14 protein-coding genes are annotated in these 17,431 nt (G+C 75.1%); 7 read left to right on the plus strand and 7 right to left on the minus strand.

Going from position 1 to position 17,431, the window contains the following annotated elements:
* Positions 1-99: 99 nt before the first annotated feature.
* Together AB0I16_RS03985 and AB0I16_RS03990 are read left to right on the plus strand one after the other, a co-directional pair.
* Positions 100-456: a hypothetical protein gene (locus AB0I16_RS03985; RefSeq protein ID WP_363247729.1), complete on the plus strand. Its 357-nt coding sequence runs from the start codon at positions 100-102 to the stop codon at positions 454-456.
* Complete coding sequence (locus AB0I16_RS03990) at positions 453-719, plus strand: DUF4031 domain-containing protein (protein ID WP_363247730.1); 267 nt, start codon at positions 453-455, stop codon at positions 717-719. The genes AB0I16_RS03985 and AB0I16_RS03990 overlap by 4 nt, the downstream gene beginning before the upstream one ends.
* Positions 720-732: 13 nt before the next feature.
* On the opposite strand, the gene AB0I16_RS03995 is transcribed toward AB0I16_RS03990, so the two are convergent.
* From AB0I16_RS03995 to AB0I16_RS04005, 3 genes are all read right to left on the minus strand, one after another.
* Positions 733-2,001 carry a Cmx/CmrA family chloramphenicol efflux MFS transporter gene (locus AB0I16_RS03995; RefSeq protein WP_363247876.1) on the minus strand — a complete coding sequence of 423 codons (1,269 nt, stop codon included), beginning with the start codon at positions 1,999-2,001 and terminating at the stop codon, positions 733-735.
* A gap of 119 nt (positions 2,002-2,120) precedes the next feature.
* Entirely contained in the window at positions 2,121-3,191 is a 1,071-nt protein-coding gene (locus AB0I16_RS04000) for a GNAT family N-acetyltransferase (RefSeq protein WP_363247732.1), read from the minus strand.
* A gap of 40 nt (positions 3,192-3,231) precedes the next feature.
* Positions 3,232-3,894, minus strand: a complete 663-nt coding sequence (locus AB0I16_RS04005) for a hypothetical protein (protein ID WP_363247733.1) — start codon at positions 3,892-3,894, stop codon at positions 3,232-3,234.
* A gap of 77 nt (positions 3,895-3,971) precedes the next feature.
* Here AB0I16_RS04005 and AB0I16_RS04010 point away from each other — a divergent pair, with 77 nt between their 5' ends.
* The gene (locus AB0I16_RS04010) at positions 3,972-4,658 is read left to right on the plus strand and encodes a maleylpyruvate isomerase family mycothiol-dependent enzyme (protein ID WP_363247734.1); all 687 of its coding nucleotides are present in this window, start codon (positions 3,972-3,974) and stop codon (positions 4,656-4,658) included.
* Positions 4,659-4,678: 20 nt separating this feature from the next.
* On the opposite strand, the gene AB0I16_RS04015 is transcribed toward AB0I16_RS04010, so the two are convergent.
* Positions 4,679-5,650, minus strand: a complete 972-nt coding sequence (locus AB0I16_RS04015) for a hypothetical protein (RefSeq protein WP_363247735.1) — start codon at positions 5,648-5,650, stop codon at positions 4,679-4,681.
* A gap of 192 nt (positions 5,651-5,842) precedes the next feature.
* Here AB0I16_RS04015 and AB0I16_RS04020 point away from each other — a divergent pair, with 192 nt between their 5' ends.
* The 3 genes from AB0I16_RS04020 (at position 5,843) to AB0I16_RS04030 (ending at position 9,585) form a co-directional block, all read left to right on the plus strand.
* Positions 5,843-8,134, plus strand: coding sequence for a heavy metal translocating P-type ATPase (locus tag AB0I16_RS04020; protein WP_363247736.1), 2,292 nt, complete (start codon positions 5,843-5,845; stop codon positions 8,132-8,134).
* A gap of 149 nt (positions 8,135-8,283) precedes the next feature.
* Entirely contained in the window at positions 8,284-8,982 is a 699-nt protein-coding gene (locus tag AB0I16_RS04025) for a copper homeostasis protein CutC (RefSeq protein WP_363247737.1), read from the plus strand.
* Between the two features lie 63 nt (positions 8,983-9,045).
* A complete protein-coding gene (locus tag AB0I16_RS04030; protein ID WP_363247738.1) occupies positions 9,046-9,585 on the plus strand; it encodes a DUF2165 domain-containing protein in 540 nt (179 codons plus the stop codon).
* Here AB0I16_RS04030 and AB0I16_RS04035 read toward each other — a convergent pair.
* Complete coding sequence (locus AB0I16_RS04035; protein ID WP_363247739.1) at positions 9,580-11,634, minus strand: AAA family ATPase; 2,055 nt, start codon at positions 11,632-11,634, stop codon at positions 9,580-9,582. The two genes, AB0I16_RS04030 and AB0I16_RS04035, sit on opposite strands and share 6 nt — an antisense overlap.
* 228 nt (positions 11,635-11,862) lie before the next feature.
* Positions 11,863-14,436: a helicase-associated domain-containing protein gene (locus AB0I16_RS04040; protein WP_363247740.1), complete on the minus strand. Its 2,574-nt coding sequence runs from the start codon at positions 14,434-14,436 to the stop codon at positions 11,863-11,865.
* 124 nt (positions 14,437-14,560) lie between these two features.
* Here AB0I16_RS04040 and AB0I16_RS04045 point away from each other — a divergent pair, with 124 nt between their 5' ends.
* On the plus strand, positions 14,561-16,204 hold the full coding sequence (locus AB0I16_RS04045; protein WP_363247741.1) for a DNA repair helicase XPB: 1,644 nt from the start codon (positions 14,561-14,563) through the stop codon (positions 16,202-16,204).
* On the opposite strand, the gene AB0I16_RS04050 is transcribed toward AB0I16_RS04045, so the two are convergent.
* Positions 16,162-17,343 (minus strand): glycosyltransferase 87 family protein, encoded by a 1,182-nt coding sequence (locus tag AB0I16_RS04050; RefSeq protein WP_363247877.1) that lies wholly within the window; start codon positions 17,341-17,343, stop codon positions 16,162-16,164. The two genes, AB0I16_RS04045 and AB0I16_RS04050, sit on opposite strands and share 43 nt — an antisense overlap.
* Between the last annotated feature and the right edge of the window lie 88 nt (positions 17,344-17,431).

Consider the following 17,431-nt stretch of genomic DNA (forward strand, 5'->3'; position numbering starts at 1 on the left):
GGGGGCGGGTCAAGACCCCCTGAGGGGCCGTGGCGGGCCAGGGCGCTCGCCGTCCTTGATCTTTTCTCCGTGTGCCGGGCACGGGCGACAATGGATCTCATGGACACGATCGACCCACTGGAGCAGGCGCTGCACGCCGCCCGCGCACTCGTCCTCGCCGACCTCGTGGCCCGGCAGGTCGCCGAGGCGGAGGTCGTCTCGCTCGTCGAGGAGTCGGTGGCGCACCGGCGCTGGTGGGTCGAGCAGTGGCCCGAAGGCATCGGCTACGTGGCGGGCCTCGTCGCCCAGGACGTCCAGGACGCCCTCCTCGAACGGTACGGGCGGTGGCCGCTCTGCCCCGTCTGCGGTTCGGGGGACCCGCACGCCCTCGACGTCGAGCCGGAGCTGGGACCCGACCCGCACTGGGTCTGCGCGAAGGCGGGGGTGGTCGTGGCGCCCGTGGGCGGGCTCACGTGACGGTCTACATCGACCCGCCCACCTGGCCCGGCCACGGCCGCCTGTGGTCACACCTGGTCAGCGACGTCTCGTACGAGGAACTGCACGTCTTCGCCGCGGCCATCGGCTGCCCGCCGCGCGCCTTCGAACGCGACCACTACGACGTCCCCTCCCACCGGTACGAGGACGCGGTGCGGGCCGGGGCCGTCGAGATCGGCTCGAAGGAGCTGGTGCGCAGGCTCACGGAGGCGGGGTTGCGGAGGCCCAAGGGGCGGCCGACCTAGCGGGACGGCCGGCCTAGCGGGTGCCGGTCGCGGTCTCCGCCCCGGCGGGCGATGTCCCTGCGGGCGATGCCCCGCCAGGCGATGCCCCGGCGGGTGGAGCCACCGCGGGCGACGACGTCTCGACCACGCGGCTCGGCGTGCCGCGGTGCAGGCGCAGGGACAGGGTCACGCCCACGAGGGCGACCAGCGTCATCGCCGCGCCCGCCCAGGCCGTGGCCGCGTAGCCGAAGTCGAGGTCGATGACCGTGCCGCCGAGCCAGGGGCCGCCGGTGTTGCCGAGGTTGAAGGCCGCCGTGGTGGTCGCGCCCGCCAGGGTCGGGGCGGCGCCCGCGACGTTGAACATGCGGGCGTTGAGGGCCGGGGCCGTGTAGAACGCGGAGAGGCCGAGGAGGAACGAGAGGGTGATCGCGGCGGCCGGGGCCGCGGCGAACAGGGCCAGCGAGACCAGCAGGACGGTGGAGGCCGCGACGCCGCTGAGCAGCACGCCGAACAGGTGCGCGTCCGCCACGCGACCGCCGATCACGGTGCCGACCAGGGCGCCCGCCCCGAAGAGGCCGAGGACCGCGGGGACCCAGCCGTCGGAGAGGCCGGCCACGTCGGTGAGGAGCGGGGAGAGGTACGAGAACGCGCAGAACACACCGCCGGCCGCGAGGGCGGTGACGGTGACCGAGAGCCAGACCTGACGGTCGCCGTAGATGGACAGCTCCTTCTTGAGCTGCGGCTTCTCCTCGGGGAGCGGGATGCGGGGGATCAGCGTGACGACGCCCACCAGGGCGATGGCGGAGGCGGCGGCGACCGCCCAGAACGCCGAGCGCCAGCCGAGGCCCTCGCCGAGGAACGCGCCCGCGGGGACACCGAGGACGTTGGCGATGGAGAGGCCGCCGATCATCACCGCCATGGCGCGGGCGCGCTGGTTGAAGTCGACCATCGCGATGGCGACGGCGGCGCCGACCGCCCAGAATCCCGCGCAGGCGAGCGCGCTGACGACGCGGGACGCGAAGAGGATCTCGTAGCTCGGGGCGAGGGCGCCCGCGACCTGGCCGAGGCCGAAGACCGTGATGAGCGTGATCAGCGTCGTACGGCGGGGGAGGCGGAGGGTCGCCACGGCGAGCAGGGGCGCGCCGATGACCATGCCGATGGCGAAGGCCGAGATGAGCAGCCCGGCGCGGGGTATGGAGACGCCCATGTCGTCGGCGATGGGCGGCAGGAGCCCGCTGAGCATGAACTCACTGGTGCCGAGCGCGAAGACGGCGAGACCGAGCATGTAGACGGCTACGGGCATACGGGTGCCGGCGGGGGCGCCCGGGGAAGGTGACGGCATGATCGAAGTCAACGTGCGGGGCCGCCGCGGCATTCCGGGCCCCGCGCCGGCGGGTCCGCCGCGGAGTCCCGGGCGAGGCGCTACCGGAGCCCGTACGCGAGGTTCGGCTCACGAGGAGGCAGCGGCGTGAAGCCGACGCGGGTCAGTACGGCCCGGGAGGGCAGGTTGCCGGGCTCCACCAGGGCGAGGAGCGACGTGACGTCGGGCCGGGCGAGCGCCCAGGCGGCCAGCGCCCGGAGGGCCGCCGTGGCGTGGCCGTGTCCCCGCGCGGCCTCCGCGAGGTCGTAGCCGACCTCCACGCGGCCCTCGTCGTCCGGCGGCCCGTGGAACCCCATGCCCCCAATGGCCACCTCGTCCGCGGTGCGGACGAGGGCGTAGACCCCGAACTCGGGGCGGTGCACCCCGGACACGTACGCCTTCACGACCGATCCGGCCGCGCCCCGCGTCCCCCCGAAGGGCCCGCCCTCGATCCATGTGAGCCCGCCGGTGCCGCCCTCGGCGAGGTCCGCGGCGGCGGCCGGGGTGAGCTCGCGCAGGGCCAGCGGGCCCGCGTCGAGGGAGGCCGCGTTGCGCCACTTCCACGCGGTCCGCCGGGCCCGTCCCGGCAGTTCGCCCCGCCCGGTGGCCCAGAGCAGGACCTGCCAGGGACTCGCCCCCGAGGCGACGGGCGACACCTCCGGGAAGAGGTGGGCGAGGACGGCCTCGGTGAGCGCGGCGGGCGGCTCCGCGTCGGCGCCGAGCGCCGACGCGATGTCGTACGTGTGGAGCAGGAGCTCGGCGGCCCCCATGGCGGCGAACCCGGCCGCGTCCGCGCTGCCGCACGGGTAGGGGTGGTAGGCGCGGACCCCGCGGGGCGTCGTGCGGACCACCGACGCCAGGATGCCCCCGGCCGACTCGATCACCCGGATCGCGTCCTCGGGCCCCGAGCCCTCGTCGAGGGCGGCCTCGAAGGGCACCCAGCCACCGGCCGCCCGGCCGGTCAGCTGCCCCGCGTACGCGACGAGGCAGCCCGCGACGTGCTCCGCCGTGCGCAGGCAGCTCCAGCCGAGGCCGGCCGCCGGCACACCCCAGTCCCGGTCCGCCACCGCACGCAGCACTCGCGCCGCGTGCGCCACGGCCTCGTCGACCCGTCCCCCGCCCATGAGAAGCATGCGCGCAGCGTACGGGAGGCCACGGCGGCGGGCCCGGCATTTACGGGGCGAGCAGCGCCAGCTCGGTGGAGAGGTTCTCGCGCGCCGGAGCCTCCCAGCGGGCTGCCCCGTGCTCCGTCCTGAACAGGCGTGGCAGTGCGAGGAGTTGGTGCAGGACGGCCGCCCGTCCCGCGCGGAACGCCTCGTCGGGCACGAAGGCGTACTCCTCGCGCACGGCGGCGGCGTAGGCGGCGTACGCCGCGGGCTCCGAGGCGAGGACCGCGAGGTCGGCGTCGCAGAGGACCTCGCCGTTGTGGTCGCCTTCGGCCGGGTCGTGGCCGGCGGTGAGGCGGACGAGCCGGGCCACCTCGGCGATCTTGGCCGGTGCGAGGCCCGTCTCGGGGAGCGCGCGCTCGGCCAGGCGGGCGGAGCGCTCCTCGTTCGTCGAGCGGTCGGGCCGGTAGACCGCGTCGTGGAACCAGGCGGCGAGGCGGACGAGGTCGGCGTCGTCGGCGTGGTCGTCCAGTACGTCGATGTGGTCGAGGACCGCCGTCAGGTGGGCGGTGGTGTGGTACCGCCGCTGCGGTTCCGCCCAGCGCTCGATGAGGTTGTCGGCGATCCGGTACGGGTCGTAGACGCACGCGTCGGTGTCCCGTGCGCGCAGCAGCGTCGTGAGCCAGCGGGCCCGGAGGTCGGTGTCGCCGTGGTCGGCCGTGGGTGCCATGCGTCGACCATAACCAGCCGCGCGTCCGCGGCGTCCGCGCCGTTGCCAGGAGCCGCCGCGGGGGGTTGGCTCGGTCCATGACGACCACGACACCCGACGAGACCTATGAGCCCGAGCGCGCGGGACGGTTGCTCACCGCCGAACGCGACGCCCTGATACCGCTGTTGAGGGACGCGCCCGACGACGCGTACGCGATCCGCACCTGCTGTCCCGGCTGGACCGTGCGGCATGTGGTCGCGCACTGCGGGTCCGCGCTGATGCGGGTGGTGGAGGGCCGCTTCGAGGAGGGCGTGTTCTCCGCCGAGAGCAATGAGCGGGACATCGCCGAGCGTGCCGACTGGACGAACGCCCGCGTCGTGGACGAGCTGGAGCGCGGCCTCACCGAGGCGGGGCCCGTGCTCGCCGCGGCCAAGGGCACGCTCGACGGCGTCGCGCTCGGCGAGTGGGTGCACGCGGGCGACGTGCGGGAGGCATGGGGGAAGCCGGGCGCGTACGCGGGTGCGACGCTCGCGGACGCGCTGCCGCTGCTCGCGCAGTTCAGCAAGGGGGCGTTCGCCAGGGCGACGCCGGGCCTCGCGGTCCACGCCGACATCGACGGCCGCGACGAGCCGCTGGCCCTCGGCACCACGGACGGCCGGCGGCCCCCGGCCCGCTACATCGGGGACGCGCCGACCCTGATCCGCCTCTGCGCGGGCCGCCCCCTCACGGGCACGCGCTACGAACTCGCCGGGGCGGGCGAGAGCGAGCTGGTCCTCTTCGGCTGAGGCCCGCCGGCCGGGGGCCCTCAGTGCCCGTGGCCGCCGCTCCCCTCCGTGTCCTCCCCGGCGTGCTCCTCCGCGGCCCCGCCGCCCCCGTGGCCGCCCGCGCGCACCGTGAACGCCGCCGTGCGGACCTCGCCCTCGTGCTTGAAGTCCAGGAACAGGCGGTACGTGCCCGCGCTCGGTGCCGTCGTCGTGAAGGAGACGCCGGGTCCCGGCTTCGTCGTGCCGTCGCCGGGCTCGCCGTTCGGGTGGACGTGGAGGTAGGCGAGGTCGCCCGAGCGCAGGGCGACCAGGTGGCCGTAGGCGCCGAGGTAGGGCTGGAGGTCGGTCACCGGCCTGCCGTTCTTCGCCACGCTCAGGGTGAGGTCGCGGGCCTCGCCGGGCTTCAGGGAGCCCTTCAGCGTGACGTCGTAGCCGTCCACGGTGGTCGTGGCGCTCCGGGCCGGGAGTTCCCTCGGGGCGGACTTCCCCGCCACCGCCAGGTCGGCGCCGAGGGTCAGGGCCTCCTTCTCGCCGCGGGGGCGGAAGTCGGCGAAGACGCGGTGGCCGCCCGCCTCGGGGAGCCTGACCCGGGTCGACCAGGTGCCGTCCGCCGCGCGCCGCGGGTGCAGGTGGCGGTAGGTGGTCAGGTCGCGTGAGGCGACGATGAGGTGCAGCTCCTTGGTGTGCTCCTTCTTGTACGCGGTGACGTTTCGCCCGGTCGCGTCGTCGACGACGGCGAAGCGGAGTTCTTCCTGCCGGTCCGCCCGGACGCGGGTGGTCCTCAGGTCGAGGGTGTAGCCGCCCTCGGAGATCCGCAGGCCGCCGGGGTCGCTGTCGGCCCCCTCGCCGTGCCCGGCGGCGTCCTTCCTGGCGGTCTCCCCGTGGTCCCCGTGCGGGGCGGCGGCCGGCTTCTCGTCCGTGACGGGGTCGATGGCCCTGCCCACTCCGTACGCCGCGCCGAACGTCGCGGCGACGGCGGTGGCGAAGGCGGTGATCTTCAGTCCGGTGTTCATGACGGCTCCCTGGCGTTCGTCGGCGGCGCTCCCGCTCGGTCCACGGTCACGACCATACCCCCAGGGGGTACCAAGTCAACCCCGGACCGCCCTTGCGCAAGGTACCCCCCCTGGGTATAACGTGGATCTCGTAAGGGGTACCCGGCCCGGGTATCCGGAACGAGCCGCGAAGCCTCATGAGGAGCCAGCGACATGTCCACCACCACCCCCGGCCACACCGAGGCGGCAGAGGTAGAACTCGCCATCGGTGGCATGACCTGCGCCTCCTGCGCCGCGCGGATCGAGAAGAAGCTCAACCGCATGGACGGCGTCGAGGCGACGGTCAACTACGCCACCGAGAAGGCCAGGGTCAGCTACCGCGGCGCCGACGTCTCCGTGGGCGATCTCATCGCCACCGTCGAGGCCACCGGGTACACGGCCGAGGAACCCGCGCCCGTGCGGGACGTACGCGGCGAAGCCGCGGGACCCGGCGACGGCGGGGCCGGGCCGCGCGGCGGCGACGACCTGCGGACGCTGCGCGAGCGCCTCGTCACCGCCGTGGTGCTCGCCGTGCCCGTCATCGCCCTGGCGATGGTCCCGGCGTGGCAGTTCGAGTACTGGCAGTGGCTCTCCCTGACGCTGGCCGCGCCCGTGGTGACGTACGCCGCCTGGCCCTTCCACAAGGCGGCCTTCACCAACGCACGGCACGGCGCCGCCACCATGGACACGCTGATCTCGGTCGGCACGTCGGCGGCGTTCCTCTGGTCGCTGTGGGCGCTGTTCTTCGGCACCGCGGGCACGCCGGGCATGACGCACCCCTTCGAGCTGACCATCGCGCGCACCGACGGCGCGGGGAACATCTACCTGGAGGCCGCCGCCGGCGTCACCGCCTTCCTCCTCGCCGGGCGCTACTTCGAGGCCCGCTCCAAGCGCAAGGCGGGCGCCGCCCTCAAGGCGCTGCTCGAACTCGGCGCCAAGGACGTCACCGTGCTGCGCGCCGGCGGGCGCGAGGAGACCGTGCCGGTGGGCGAGCTCAAGACCGGCGACCGCTTCCTGGTCCGGCCCGGCGAGAAGATCGCCACCGACGGGCGGGTCGTCGAGGGCACGTCGGCCGTCGACGCCTCCATGCTGACCGGCGAGTCCGTGCCCGTCGAGGCCGGCGCGGGCGACGCGGTCACCGGGGCCACGCTCAACGCGGGCGGACGCCTCGTCGTCGAGGCCACCCGCGTCGGGGCCGACACCCAGCTCGCCCGCATGGCGCGGCTCGTGGAGGACGCGCAGAACGGCAAGGCCGCCGCCCAGCGCCTCGCCGACCGGATCTCCGCGGTGTTCGTGCCGGTCGTCATCGGCCTCGCGCTCGCCACCCTCGGCTTCTGGCTCGGCAACGGCGCCGGGCTCACCGCCGCCTTCACCGCGGCCGTGGCCGTGCTGATCATCGCCTGCCCGTGCGCCCTGGGCCTCGCCACCCCGACCGCCCTCATGGTCGGCACCGGGCGCGGCGCCCAGCTCGGCATCCTGATCAAGGGCCCGGAGGTCCTTGAGTCCACCCGCAAGGTGGACACCATCGTCCTGGACAAGACCGGCACCGTCACCACCGGCACGATGACCCTGCTCGCCACGCACACCGCCCCCGGCACCACCGCCGCCGAGGCGCTGCGGCTCGCGGGCGCGCTCGAACACTCCTCGGAGCACCCCGTGGCGCGCGCCGTCGCCGCCGGTGCCGTGGCCGAGGCGGGCCCGCTGCCGGTCCCCGAGGACTTCGCGAACGTCGCCGGGCTCGGGGTGCAGGGCGTCGTGGAGGGCCACGCGGTCCTCGTCGGCCGCGAGCGGCTGCTCGGCGAGTGGGAGATCCACCTGCCGGACGAGCTGAAGCGGGCCAAGGACGCCGCCGAGGAAGCCGGGCGCACGGCCGTCGCGGTCGCCTGGGACGGCGAGGCGCGGGCGGTCCTTGAGGTCGCCGACGCGGTGAAGGACACCAGCGCCGAGGCGATCCGGCGGCTCCGCGCCCTCGGCCTGACCCCGATCCTCCTCACCGGCGACAACAAGGCCGTCGCGGCGTCGGTGGCCGCCGAGGTCGGCATCGCCCCCGAGGACGTGATCGCCGAGGTCATGCCGGAGGAGAAGGTCGACGTGGTCAAGCGGCTCCAGGCCGAGGGCCGCAGCGTGGCCATGGTCGGCGACGGGGTGAACGACGCCGCGGCCCTCGCCCAGGCCGATCTGGGCCTGGCCATGGGCACGGGGACGGACGCCGCCATCGAGGCGGGCGACCTGACCCTCGTACGCGGGGACCTGCGGGCGGCGGCGGACGCGATACGGCTCTCGCGCCGCACCCTCGGCACGATCAGGACGAACCTGTTCTGGGCCTTCGCCTACAACGTCGGCGCGCTGCCGCTCGCCGCGTCCGGCCTGCTCAACCCGATGATCGCCGGAGCGGCCATGGCCTTCTCCTCGGTCTTCGTGGTCGGCAACAGCCTGCGGCTGAGGGGCTTCGAGCCGCTCGCCTGAACCGCCGCGGCGGCCGAGCGGAACACCCCGGTTGCGAGGGAGTCACCTCGCGCCGGGGTGTTCTGCGCGTAGGCTGTCAATTGGACTAGACCTGTGGGACGAATCGCGGGTGGAACGCGAACGATCGTGATGAGAGGGAAGAGACACCTATGAGCGAGCGTGCAGTACTGGAGGTGATCGCCCTCGACGCCGAGGACGCCGCCGCCGCGCGGGACGGAGGCGCGGACCGCCTGGAGCTGGTGACCGACATGGCCGCGGACGGCCTCACCCCCTCGCGGGAGACCTTCGCCGCGATCCGCGCCCGGGTCGACATCTCGCTGCGCGTCATGCTGCGCCTGGCCGACGGGTTCGCCGCCGGAGACGCCGGAGACATCGACGAGCTGGTCCGCAGGGCCGGTGAGCTGCGCCGCGAGGGTGCCGACGAGTTCGTGCTCGGCTTCCTCGACGAGGCGGGCGCCGCCGACCTCACGGCCGTGGAGCCGCTGGTGGACGCCCTCGACGGCTGCCGCTGGACCTTCCACCGGGCCATCGACCGCGCCGCCGACCGCGACGCGCTCCGCAAGCAGCTCGCGGACCTGCCGGGGCTCGACGCGTACCTCACCGCGGGGTCCCCGGGCGGCGTCGACGACGGCCTCCCCACGCTGCTCGCCGAGGCGGCCCGCCGCGGCGAGCCCGGCTACGAACCGCGGCTCATGGTCGGCGGCGGACTCCGCCTCGACCACCTGCCCGCCCTGAAGGCGGCCGGGGTGGACGCCTTCCACATCGGCGGCGCGGCCAGGCCCGCCGGGTGGGGGGCGCCGGTGTCCGCGTCGGCCGTGGCGGACTGGCGGGCCGCGGTGGACGCGTAGGGCCCCGGCGGGGCGCCCTCCCGGCCCGGCGGGGTACAACTGGGGCCACAGGGAGGGAATCTGATGACGACCGCACCGTCCGAACGCACTCTGCCCGCCGCCGCGGCCCTGCTCACCGGGACCGTCGCGCTCTACATGGCGCTCGTCGCCTTCGGGAACATCACCGACTTCGGGACCAACCAGCAGTTCGTACGCCACGTCCTGGCGATGGACACCACCTTCAAGGACGACGACCTGATGTGGCGCGCGGTGACGTCCACCGGGCTCCAGGACGCGGCGTACGTCGCGATCATCGTCTGGGAGACCGTCGCCGCGCTGGTGCTCCTCGCCGCGACGGTCCTGTGGGCCGGGGCCCTGCGCCGCCGCTCCGGCTACCCGCGCGCCCGGCGCCTCGGCACGCTCGGCCTGCTCATGGTGCTGCTGCTGTTCGGCGCCGGGTTCATCGGCGTCGGCGGCGAGTGGTTCGCCATGTGGCAGTCGGAGGACTGGAACGGCCTGGACGCCGCGACCCGCGTCGTGACCCTGGCCGGCCTTGTGCTCCTCGTGACGCACCTGCCGTCCGCCGCGGGCCCGGCGGACGGCGGCAAGCGGCAGGGCCTATGAGAGCTGCGCCGGCAGGTCCGCCGCGTGCACGACCGTCAGCCCCGACACCGCGCGCGTGAGCGCCACGTACAGCCGGCGCAGGCCCGTCCGCCCGTCGGGCTCGCCGCCGACCACGGCGGCGGGCTCGTCGAGCACCACGTAGTCGTACTCCAGGCCCTTGGCGAGGGAGGCGGGCACCAGGGTGAGGCGGGTGTCCGGCGTCGTCTCCTCGCCGGGGGACAGCGGCGTGACCCCCGCGGCCTTCAGCGCCTCCGCCAGCGCGGGCACCCGGGAGTCCGCCGCGATCAGGCCCACCGAGCCCTCGTGCCGCAGCGCCTCCTCGCACGCGGCGACGCAGGCCGCGTCCAGGGCCCCGGCGTCATCGGCACGCCGCACCACCAGCGAACCCGGCGACTCGCGCACCGAGTCGACCGCGGCGAGGCCGGGCGCGATGTCGGGCAGCAGCCGCGAGGCGTACGCGATGACCTCGCGCGGCACGCGGAAACCGGCCGTCAGCTCCTCCACCACCGCGTCGCCCTTGCCCAGGTGGCGCAGCGCCTCCGCCCAGCTCCGCGTCGCCCACGGGGTCGTGCCCTGCGCGAGGTCGCCCAGGACGGTCATCGATCCGGTCGTGCAGCGCCGGCCCACCGCGCGGTACTGCATGGGGGAGAGGTCCTGCGCCTCGTCGAGCACCACGTGGCCCAGGGAGTGCGTGCGCGACACGAGGTCGGCGGCCTCGTCGACGAGGACCGCGTCCGCCGCCGACCACTTGACCGACTTCACGCTCCTCGCGGGCCTGGCCCACAGGATCGTCCGCTGCTCCTCCTCGGTCAGCACACCCTCGGCGTGCGCGGCGAGGAACTCCGCGTCGGACAGCAGCCGCAGGACCAGCTTCGCCGGGTCGACCTGCGGCCAGAGGGCCTTGACGGCGGCCTTCACCGCCGCGTTGCGCGCCACGGCGTCCTGTACGCGGTCGTCGGGGGCCTCGCCCGACTGCTCCATGCGGACCAGGACGGCGTGGGCGATGCGCTGCGGCAGGGCGTCGCGCGCGGCCCCGTAACGGATGTCGCGCGCCAGCAGCTCCCGGACGATCTCCTCCAGTTCGTACGCCGGTACGCGCCAGCGGCGCGACCCGCGGACCACGACGACCGGCTCGGTGGGGAGGGTGACGTGCGAGCGCAGGGCCTTGCGGAGCACCTCGGCCATGCGGGCGTCGCCCTTGACGAGGGCCGCCGCCGGGTCGTCCGCGCCCCGCACCTCCACGTGCGCCACGAGGCCGTCGACGGTGGCCTGCCCGACCTCCAGCTCGCCGAGGGCGGGCAGCACCTGCTCGATGTAGTGCAGGAAGGAGGCGTTGGGCCCGATGACCAGCGTCCCGGTCCTCGCCAGCCGCTCGCGGTGGGCGTAGAGCAGGTAGGCGACGCGGTGCAGGCCCACGGCGGTCTTGCCGGTCCCCGGCCCGCCCTGCACGCACACGCTCCCGTCGAGACCGCTCCGTACGATCCCGTCCTGCTCGGGCTGGATCGTCGCGACGATGTCCCGCATGGGGCCGACGCGGGGCCGCTCGATCTCGCGCTGGAGCAGCGCGCTGGCCCGCTCGGCCTCGTCGGCGTCGCTGAGGTGCTCGTCCTCGTACGCGGTGAGGTCGCCGCCCGTGTAGCCGAAGCGGCGGCGCAGCGCGATGTCCATCGGGTCCTTCTTGGAGGCCCGGTAGAACGGCTGGGAGACCGGCGCGCGCCAGTCGATGACCATCGGGTCGCCGTCGGCGTCGTGCACGTGCCGCCGGCCGATGTAGAACCGCTCGCCCTCGGCGCCCTCGGCCTGTTCGGCGCCGGGGGCGTGCAGGTAGTCGAGGCGGCCGAAGAACAGGGGGGTGTGGGCGAGGTCGGCGAGCGACTTGATGCGGTCGTCGATCTGTCTTTCGAGGACCGCGGCGTTCACCCAGTTCGCGGTGACGTCGCGGATGTCGAGGGCCTCGGCGTCCGCGCGCATGGCACGCAGGGCGGAACGGGACGCGTCGAGGTGACCCCGCTCGCGGGCGAGGGGGTCGGTCTGGTCGTGCGCGTGCACGGGGTGCCTCCGGCGGTTCGTGCGGTGTCGTGGCGCGGGCCGCTGCTGCTGCCGCCGCGGTCCGTCGGCTCTGGCTCTTGCTGCCGCCCGGTTTCCGTCCGGGCGGCGGCGCTCCGTGCGGGAGGCCGGGGAAGGGGGCATCTTAGGCGCGGGGCGCGGGACGGTGCCAACGGTTTTCCGGGCGCACCGCCGGCCGGGGCGGTGACGCGGGCTCTCAGCCGCCGGTCCTCAGTCGTCGGCCAGTTCCGCCACGCCCGTGACGCGGTGCAGGGGGTACGTGCGGACCTCGTCCGCCGTGTGGTCGTAGGCCGTGACGAAGCCGCCCTCCACGCGGACCGGGGCGATGACCCGCTGGCTCGCGGTGCCCTCGGCGTTGACGTAGCCGATCCACACGGCCTCGCCCGTCAGGACCGCCGCCTGCATCGTCGCCAGCGTCTCGGCCGCCGTCGTGCGCGGCAGCTCGCCCTCGGCCGCGGGCGCCGCCTTCCGGGGGGCCGTCGACGCCAGGTCGCCCGCGCGGATCGCCCGCACCGCCGCGCCGAGCAGCGTGGCGTCGGGCACCGGAGGCCCCTCGGGGACCGGCTCGGGGGCCGAGCGGGGCGGGGTGCGGTGCGCGTGGGCCCGGGTGACAAGGACGTCGCCCTCCGGGGACTCGGCGGCGGGCGCGAAGCCCATGCCGCGCAGCCCTTCGAGCAGCGTCCCCGGATCGGCCTGCGCGGCGAGCACGGTGGGCGCGAGGCGGCGCATCCGCAGGCCCTGGGAGCGCTTGTCGGCCAGGATCTCGTCGAGCAGCGCCTCGTCGTCGCAGCGCACGTAGGCCGACGCGGCGCCGATACGGAGGTGCCCGTGCCTGCGCGCCACGTCGTCGATCAGATACGCCAGCGGCTGCGGGACCGGCGTGCGGGAGTGGGCGGCGAGGAAGGCGTGCAGATCGGAGGCCGACTGCCCGGCGTCGAGCGCCCGCCGCACGGAACCGGGCGTGAACCGGTAGACGGTCGCGCCGCCCTTCGACTCCACGTCGGCGATCACGGACAACGCCTCGGCGAGCGGCCGCTCCAGCGGCCCCGGCGCCACGGCGGTGAGGTCCGCCTGGAGCAGCACGTGGCCGAGGGGCTCGGGAAGCAGCGGCGCGAGCAGCCCGGCGGCGAGCGCGGCCTGCTCGCCGGGGCCGGCCGCACCGGCGTCACCCACGGCATTCGGCCCCCCGGCAGCGCCACCCGCACCAGTCGCACCACCGTCCCCGGCGCCCTGGTGGGCGGCGCCGCCGAGCAGCGCCCGCCCGTGCGTGGCGAGCGCCCCCCGCCCGGTGATCCCCAGCAGCTCCGCCTCGTTCAGCGTCCAGCGGGCGATGCGCGAGCGGAGGTCCTCGGGCTCCGCGGTGTCGGCGGGGCGGCGGGAGGCCGTCGGGCGTTCCCAGCGCAGGCGGGCCAGGAGGGTGTCGGGGTCGGGCGCCGCGCCCTCGGGGAGCGTGGCGAGCAGGGCGAGCACCCGCCGGCGCACCTCGGGGGCCACCGAGCGGTCCAGGTGCGGGCCGAGCGCGGAGAGCGTGCGGTCCTTGCCGTCGCGCCCGCCGATGAGCCCCGCGGTGCGGGTCGCCGCGAGCCAGGCGGTGACCAGGGCGGCCCACCGCTCGGCCGGGGGGAGCTCCTGCCACTCGTCGTACGCGGGAGTCGCCGCGTACCGCTCGTCCGCCTCGCCGTCGGAGGCCAGGAGCCCCGCCGCGTAGGCCAGTTCGACCCAGAACGCGGCCAGCGGCTCCGGCAGGTCGAGGGCGACGGCCGTCCGCTTGAGGTCGCGCACGCTGAGCCCGCCCGCGCGCAGCACCGCGGGGCCGCCCTCGTCCCAGTCCTTCAGCAGCTCCTCGACGGTGGCGAGCGCCGTGTACGCCTGGCCGGCCGCCGTCGCGTCCACAACCTGTGGACGGTGTTCGCGCGCGACCCCCACCGCGGGCGGCTCGGGCACGAGGACGCGGTGCGCGCGCCCCGCCCGCAGGTGCAGCGCGGCCTCGCGGGGCAGGACGACCGTGCCGGGCGCGGTCGGGAGCAGCAGCCCCCGGTCGATGAGCCAGCGCAGATGCCGGGCCGGATCGGCGGTGACCTGCCCGTACGGCGGGCCCCAGACCAGCCGCGACAGCACCTCCACGGACTCGGCGGGCGCCTCGTCGAGGAGGGCCGACATGCGCTCCCGGTCGCTGAAGAGGGCGGTCAGCGAGCGCACGGCGGAGACCGGGTCGTGCGTCGTGGGCAGCCCGGCGGCCGTGACGATCTCCTGGACACGGGTCGGCGACATGCCCGCCGTGGCCTCGGCGACGGTGGGCCCGAGCCCGGTCGGCGAGGGGTGCTGCGGGGCCGGCGCGAGCAGTTCGCGGGCGGTGCGCACCAGGCGCAGCCGCTCGTCGGTCCCCCAGACGAGGGCCTGCTCGTGGAGGGTGGCGAGGGCGCGCCGGAAGGCCGGCTCGACGGCGGGGTCGCCGTCGTCCCCCGCGAGGAGCGCGAGCACCTGCCCGTACGTCGCGGGCTCCGGGGCCACGGCGAGCGCTTCCGCAACCTGCTGCGCGAAGCGGTCGAGCCGCTCAAGGGCGCGGACCACGGAGGCGCGCGTCCCGGCCCGGGTGGCGAGCTGGGTGAGGTCGGTGGGGACGGGGTTGAGCAGGTCGGGACGGGCGTGCAGCAGCGCGGCAAGCTCGTCGTCGCCGCGCGAGCGGAGCGCTTCGGCGAGGGAACGGGGCGTTTCCGCGGCGCGCGGCGGTGCGGTCGCACTCGCGCCGGCACTGTCCGTGGGCTGCGGCTCGTCGATGCTCATCCGGCTCACGTTAGCGCTTCCACCCCCCGCGGACCCCGCCCCGACCGGTCCGGCCCCGGCGACGGCCCCCTCGCCGGGGCCGATGCGGCACACTGGATGTTTGGCCTCATGAAAGGGCGCTCGCGTGAACGGACCCCTCATCGTCCAGTCGGACAAGACCCTCTTGCTGGAAGTGGACCACGAGCAGGCCGAGGCGTGCCGCCGGGCGATCGCGCCGTTCGCCGAACTGGAGCGCGCCCCCGAGCACATCCACACGTACCGGGTGACCCCGCTCGGCCTGTGGAACGCGCGGGCCGCCGGGCACGACGCCGAGCAGGTCGTCGACGCCCTCGTGGAGTTCTCCCGCTACCCCGTGCCGCACGCGCTGCTCGTCGACGTGGCCGAGACCATGGCGCGGTACGGGCGGCTCACCCTCTCCAAGCACCCCGTCCACGGCCTCGTGCTCACCACGACCGACCGCCCGGTGCTCGAAGAGATCCTGCGGTCCAAGAAGGTCCAGCCGCTCGTCGGCGCCCGGCTCGACCCGGACACGGTCGCCGTGCACCCCTCCGAGCGCGGCCAGATCAAGCAGACGCTGCTGAAGCTGGGCTGGCCCGCCGAAGACCTGGCCGGGTACGTCGACGGCGAGGCGCACAAGATCGACCTGGACGAGGCGGGCTGGTCCCTGCGGCCCTACCAGCAGCAGGCCGTCGAAGGGTTCTGGCACGGCGGCAGCGGCGTCGTCGTGCTGCCCTGCGGGGCGGGGAAGACGCTGGTCGGCGCCGGGGCCATGGCGCAGGCCAAGGCGACCACCCTCATCCTCGTCACCAACACCGTCTCCGCCCGCCAGTGGAAGCACGAACTGGTGAAGCGGACCTCCCTGACCGAGGACGAGATCGGGGAGTACAGCGGGACGCGGAAGGAGATCCGGCCCGTCACCATCGCCACGTACCAGGTGCTCACGACGAAGCGGAAGGGCATCTATCCGCATCTGGAGCTCTTCGACTCCAGGGACTGGGGCCTCGTCATCTACGACGAGGTGCACCTGCTGCCCGCGCCGGTCTTCAAGTTCACCGCCGACCTCCAGGCGCGGCGCCGCCTCGGCCTGACCGCGACCCTCGTGCGCGAGGACGGGCGCGAGTCGGACGTCTTCTCGCTGATCGGGCCCAAGCGGTTCGACGCCCCGTGGAAGGAGATCGAGGCGCAGGGCTACATCGCGCCCGCCGACTGCGTGGAGGTGCGGGTCAACCTCACCGACGGCGAGCGGCTCGCGTACGCCACCGCGGAGGCGGAGGAGAAGTACCGCTTCTGCGCCACCACCGCCACCAAGCGGAAGGTGACGGAGGCGCTGGTCAAGAGGCACGCCGGTGAGCAGACCCTCGTCATCGGGCAGTACATCGACCAGCTCGACGAGCTGGGCGAGCACCTGGGCGCGCCCGTCATCAAGGGGGAGACGACGAACGCGCAGCGCGAGAAGCTCTTCGACGCCTTCCGGCAGGGCGAGATCTCCGTCCTCGTCGTGTCCAAGGTCGCCAACTTCTCCATCGACCTGCCGGAAGCCACCGTCGCCATCCAGGTGTCGGGCACGTTCGGGTCGCGGCAGGAGGAGGCGCAGCGGCTCGGGCGCGTCCTGCGGCCCAAGGCCGACGGGCACGAGGCCCGCTTCTACTCCGTCGTGGCGCGCGACACCATCGACCAGGACTTCGCCGCGCACCGCCAGCGGTTCCTCGCCGAACAGGGGTACGCCTACCGGATCGTCGACGCGGACGAACTGCTCGCCGGCGGCTGACGGCCGCCCGCCCCACGCGGTACGCCGCCGGTGCGCGGCGGCGGCACCGCCTCGCCGCCCGCCCCCGAGCGGGCGCCGGACCGGCCCAGGTACGGCAGCAGGCCGAGGGCGAGCAGCGCGTACGGAGACGCGAGCGGCTGCTGCCACCAGGGCAGCCGCAGGTCGAGATCGCCCTGGTGCGGCAGCAGCCAGAAGGTGCGCGCCGTGAACAGCGCGGCCACCGCCGCCGCCAGGCGCACCCGGCCGTCGGCGGCGAGCAGCGCGAGCAGCGGCACGCACCACACCCAGTGGTGGGACCAGCTGATGGGGGAGACGAGCAGGGCGGTGAGCGCCGCCGCGAGCAGCCCGTGGGCCTCCCGGCGGGCGCGCCGCGCCGCCCACAGCCCGGCCGCGCCCGCCAGGGCCGCCGCACCGGCCCACGCGAGCCCCGGCCCGGGCGAGTGCAGGGCCCGGGCGACGAGCCCCTGGAGCGACTGGTTGTCGACGATCCAGGCCCTGCCGACGCGCCCGGTCTCGTACAGCCGCCGCGTGAAGAACTCGACGCTGGCGGACGGCAGGACGAGCGCGCCGAGCAGCACGGTCCCCGCGAAGGCGCCGGCCGCGGTCCCCGCTTCCCGGGTGCGGCCCCGCAGCAGCAGATGCACGACGAGGACCGCGGGGGTCAGCTTGATCCCGGCGGCGACCCCGAGCCCGAAGCCCTTGCCGAGGGCGCCCGGCGGCCGGGTGAGGTCCCACAGGACCAGGCAGGCGAGGGCGAGGTTGATCTGGCCGAACAGCACCGTCTGGAAGACGGGTTCGAGCCAGAGTGCGAGCGCGGTCGCGGCACAGACGAGGGGCGCGCGGGCCGGAAGGCGCGCGAGGCGGCAGGAGAGGTGTACGAGGAGTGCGAGCAGGGCCACGTTCCCGGCGAGGAAGCAGACCTTCAGGGCGGCCGTCGGGAGCCACGTGGTCGGCACGAAGAGGATCGCGGCGAACGGCGGGTAGGTCGCGGGCAGTTCCCACTCGGTGACCGTGAACCCGTAGAGGTCGCCGCCGCCCGCGACGGCCGCGCCCTCCGCCCGGTAGACCAGGGTGTCGGCCATCGGCACGTGCTGGACGGCGCAGAGCGCGGCGAGGGCGCCGAGCGAGACGGCCAGCAGCGCGGCGGACGCGAGGGCCGCCGGGGGTGCCGTGAGTGAGCGGGCGATCACGTTCCGTGGTTCCACGGCGCGACCCTAGCCGATGGAC

The sequence above is a fragment of the Streptomyces sp. NPDC050703 genome (genome assembly GCF_040654435.1).
In the GTDB taxonomy this organism is placed as follows: Bacteria; Actinomycetota; Actinomycetes; order Streptomycetales; family Streptomycetaceae; genus Streptomyces.

Coding starts and splice junctions, on each gene's coding strand:
- AB0I16_RS03985 (WP_363247729.1), top strand. CDS start 100: ATGGACACGATCGACCCACTGGAGCAGGCGCTGCACGCCGCCCGCGCA.
- AB0I16_RS03995 (WP_363247876.1), bottom strand. CDS start 2,001: ATGCCCGTAGCCGTCTACATGCTCGGTCTCGCCGTCTTCGCGCTCGGC.
- AB0I16_RS04000 (WP_363247732.1), bottom strand. CDS start 3,191: ATGCTTCTCATGGGCGGGGGACGGGTCGACGAGGCCGTGGCGCACGCG.
- AB0I16_RS04005 (WP_363247733.1), bottom strand. CDS start 3,894: ATGGCACCCACGGCCGACCACGGCGACACCGACCTCCGGGCCCGCTGG.
- AB0I16_RS04010 (WP_363247734.1), top strand. CDS start 3,972: ATGACGACCACGACACCCGACGAGACCTATGAGCCCGAGCGCGCGGGA.
- AB0I16_RS04015 (WP_363247735.1), bottom strand. CDS start 5,650: ATGAACACCGGACTGAAGATCACCGCCTTCGCCACCGCCGTCGCCGCG.
- AB0I16_RS04020 (WP_363247736.1), top strand. CDS start 5,843: ATGTCCACCACCACCCCCGGCCACACCGAGGCGGCAGAGGTAGAACTC.
- AB0I16_RS04025 (WP_363247737.1), top strand. CDS start 8,284: ATGAGCGAGCGTGCAGTACTGGAGGTGATCGCCCTCGACGCCGAGGAC.
- AB0I16_RS04030 (WP_363247738.1), top strand. CDS start 9,046: ATGACGACCGCACCGTCCGAACGCACTCTGCCCGCCGCCGCGGCCCTG.
- AB0I16_RS04040 (WP_363247740.1), bottom strand. CDS start 14,436: ATGAGCATCGACGAGCCGCAGCCCACGGACAGTGCCGGCGCGAGTGCG.